The following is a 3,885-nucleotide window of genomic DNA, read 5'->3' as shown; positions in this document are numbered from 1 at the left end:
CCATCAGCGGCACAATCGACAGCATCTTGGCGCTCGTACCGAGTTCGAGGATCGGGAACAGGTCGGTGAGGTAGTCACGCAGGATGTTGCCGGTCGCGGCGATAGTGTCCATCCCGCGGATCAGCCGCTCCAGCGTGTACCGCATCGAACGCACCTGCGACATGATCTGGATGTCCAGGCCGTCGGTGTCATGATCCTGCAGGTACAGCTCGACCTTCTTGATCAACTCGTTCTCGTGAGGGCGGTACGGGTCGAGCCAGAACAGAACCGGCATACCGGAGTTGCGTGCCCGGGTGACAGCGAGCTTGACCCAGTCGCGGACCGGCGCGTCCTTGACAGTGCACATGCGCCAGATGTCACCCGCCTCGACATGCTGGGTGAGCAGCACCTCACCTGTGTCGACATCGACGAAGTTGGCGTCGCCCTCCTCCGGAACTTCGAAAGTCTTGTCGTGCGAGCCGTACTCCTCGGCCTTCTGCGCCATGAGCCCGACGTTGGGGACGGTACCCATGGTCGTCGGGTCGAACGCGCCGTTGGTCTTACAGAAGTTGATGATCTCCTGATAGATGCGCGCGAAAGTCGACTCCGGCATGACCGCTTTCACGTCCTTGGGTCTTCCGTCCGCGCCGTACATCTTGCCGCCCGAGCGGATCATCGCGGGCATCGAGGCATCCACGATGACATCGCTGGGTGAATGGAAGTTCGAGATGCCACGGGCGGAATCGACCATGGCCAACTCGGGACGGTGCTCATGGCAGTTGTGCAGGTCCTGCTTGATTTCGTCGCGCTGCGTGCTGGGCAGCGTCTCGATCTTGTCGTACAGGTCGCCGAGACCATTGTTGACGTTGACGCCCAGTTCGTCGAACAGCTTCTGATGCTTGGCGAAGGCGTCCTTGTAAAAGGTCTTCACCGCGTGGCCGAAGACGATGGGGTGCGAGACCTTCATCATCGTCGCCTTGACATGGAGGGAGAACATCACGCCCGTCTTGCGCGCATCCTCCATCTGCTCCTCGTAGAAGTCGAGCAACGCCGTCTTGCTCATGAACATGCTGTCCATGATGTCGCCCTTACCCAGGTCCACCTCGGGCTTGAGGACGATCGTCTCACCGCCCTCGGTCACCAGCTCCATCCGGACCTTGCGCGGCCGGTCCAGCGTCATCGACTTCTCGCCGTGGTAGAAGTCGCCGTGCCGCATGTGCGCGACGTGGCTGCGTGAGGCCATCGACCACTCGCCCATGCTGTGCGGGTGCTTACGGGCGTACTCTTTCACCGCCCGAGGTGCGCGCCGATCGGAGTTGCCCTCTCGCAGGACCGGGTTGACCGCACTGCCGAGAATCTTGCCGTAGCGCTCCCGGATTGCACGCTCCTCGTCCGTCTTCGGGGCGTTCGGGAAGTCCGGGACCTGGTAGCCCTTGCCCTGCAGTTCCTTGATGGCGGCCAAGAGCTGCGGCACAGACGCGCTGATGTTGGGCAGTTTGATGATGTTGGTCTCGGCCAGTTGCGTCAGTCGCCCCAGCTCGGCAAGGTTGTCCGGGACGCGCTGTTCTTCCGTAAGGCTGTCGGGGAACTCGGCCAGGATTCGCGCTGGCACCGAGATGTCGCTGGACTCGATCTCGATGCCCGCGGCACCGGCGAAGGTACGCACGATCGGCAGGAAGGCGTAGGTCGCGAGCAACGGTGCCTCGTCGGTCAACGTGTAGAAGATGGTCGACTGCTTATCGGCGCTCATTTTTGTCTCGTCTCCCACGTCTGTTCGGTCCGCATCACGAAGTGCTCCGTGCGGTAGTGCATCGACTTTCAGGCTACGTGCGAGAACACAAGAACCATATTTACCCGCCGGTAGCGCGACTCCGCCAACAGGCTCCGACGGCCTGCTGGACGCTCTACCGTGAACGTTCATGGCCGCTCGCGACCATGAACGCCGCAGTCCAGCGGGATCGGTTCGAGTGCCGACGATGCGTCGGTCCCGGTGCCGCATCGGGGGAGCAGGCCGCGACCCGGACACCGGAGCGTGGATCTCCGATGCCGGGGTCGCCGAAACCACCTACACCGCCTTGCTTCCGCCGATACTCCGGCCACTGAGACCACCCGCGCGGCATCCTGGTTCACTGGCAGCGGTGCCGTGGCTGCACGCGTAGCGGGCACCCCGAGGAGCCTCCCGTCCCTGCCCGGCCTTTTCCTCCACGCACGAGAGTCTGCGCTTGCTCCACGTCGGTATCGCCGAGTCGAGTCGGTGACGTCGATCATCGGTGTCACCCCGGGGCTCTTGTGCGGAGGCACTCCCTGAACCGAAGCAGTTGTTCCACGGACGAGCACATTCTTCGACCACGTCGCCGGCCACCTGCGTCTTTCCGGTGAAAATTACACCGACCTGTTCGACAACATGATGGCGACCGTGGAGGGCTTTTCCATCGAAGCCGGCCCATGCATGTCAGAGGCCGGCTGACGGGGTAGCGTCAACCGGCCGGAAGCTCTGCGGCCAGCGCAGGCGGGCCGAGCGTCGATCGCAACACCCCCTGCAGGAGGAACGGCGACCATAGACCCGTCGCCCTTCCTCTCAGCCGGAAATCTATTGCCGATAGTGGCTCAGGAAGTTACCGAGGCGATCGAGCGCCGTACCGAGTTCATCGACCCTCGGCAGAGTCACCAGCCGAAAGTGGTCGGGCTTGGACCAGTTGAATGCCCGGCCGTGACTGATGAGGATCTTTTCCGAGCTGAGGAGGTCCAGGGCGAACTTCTCGTCGTCGACGATGCCGAATCGATCGGTATCAAGGCGCGGAAACAGGTATAGCGACCCTCGCGCTTGCACACAACTGACACCGTCGATCTCGTTGAGCATCCGGTGAGCGAGGTTGCGCTGTTCGGTCAACCGCCCCTTCGGCAGGAGCAGGTCGTTGATGGATTGATAGCCACCGAGCGCCGTCTGAATGGCGTGCTGCGCCGGGACATTGGCACACATCCGCATATTGGCGAGGAGCTTGATGCCCTCGATGAAACTGAAGGCGCGGTGACGTGGACCGGTAATGGCCAACCAGCCCGCGCGGAACCCGCACACCCGGTAGGCCTTGGACAGCCCCGAGTACGTCAAACACAGGACGTCGTTGCCGGCCAATGAGGCCAGATTGGTTACGTCCTGGTTGTCGTAGACGATTTTCTCGTAGATTTCGTCCGCGAACAGTACGAGGTCATGTCTGCGTGCGATGTCGACGAATCGTTGGAGCACTGCCGGCGAATAGACGGCACCTGTGGGGTTGTTCGGATTGATCACGACGATGCCCCGGGTGCGGTCGGTGATGCGCGCCTCGAGGTCTTCGAAATCCGGAGCCCAGGCGCTGGCCTCATCCGTCAAGTAGTGCACCGGTGTTCCGCCCGCAAGCGCCACGGACGCAGTCCACAGCGGATAGTCCGGTGCTGGAATGAGGATCTCGTCCTCAGGATCACACATCGCTTGGAGGGTCATCGTGATCAGCTCGGAAACGCCGTTTCCGAGGTAGACATCGTCTACGTCGAGTGCAGTAATGCCCCTGCTCTGGTAATACTGCACCACCGCAGTCCGGGCGGAAAACAACCCGCGTGAGTCGCAGTATCCCTGAGAGGTAGGGAGATTCCGGATCATCGCCATCATGATCTCGTCGGGAGCTTCGAACCCGAACGGCGCCGGGTTACCCACGTTCAGCCTGAGGATAGTGTGACCCTCGGCTTCGAGTTCTTCCGTCTTGTCCAGGATGCGTCCGCGGATGTCGTATCGCACCTGTTCGAGTTTGCGAGCCTGGTTGATGGGACTACTCATTGAAGGGCGCTCTCCCAGGTTGTCTTGGCATTGACGTCAACTCACCCTTCCGGTCGGGCATTTCTTGTAGGCCGCGGTTCGATCGCCGAGCCCCT

General features: G+C 61.9%; 2 protein-coding genes. Both read right to left on the bottom strand.

Annotated features, from left to right (window positions below; genetic code table 11):
• Window positions 1–1,729, bottom strand: a 1,729-nt coding sequence (locus R1101_RS0118035; RefSeq protein ID WP_016934752.1) for an NADP-dependent isocitrate dehydrogenase, incomplete at its 3' end; no start/stop codon positions are given.
• Window positions 1,730–2,569: 840 nt separating this feature from the next.
• Complete coding sequence (locus R1101_RS0118030; RefSeq protein WP_026003426.1) at window positions 2,570–3,790, bottom strand: pyridoxal phosphate-dependent aminotransferase; 1,221 nt, start codon at window positions 3,788–3,790, stop codon at window positions 2,570–2,572.
• Window positions 3,791–3,885: the final 95 nt, after the last annotated feature.

Origin of the sequence: Rhodococcus sp. R1101 (assembly GCF_000278445.1) — a bacterium.
GTDB lineage: Bacteria > Actinomycetota > Actinomycetes > Mycobacteriales > Mycobacteriaceae > Rhodococcus > Rhodococcus gordoniae.
The sequence above is the reverse complement of the archived record's forward strand: the minus strand, read 5'-3'. Positions and strand labels throughout refer to the sequence as shown.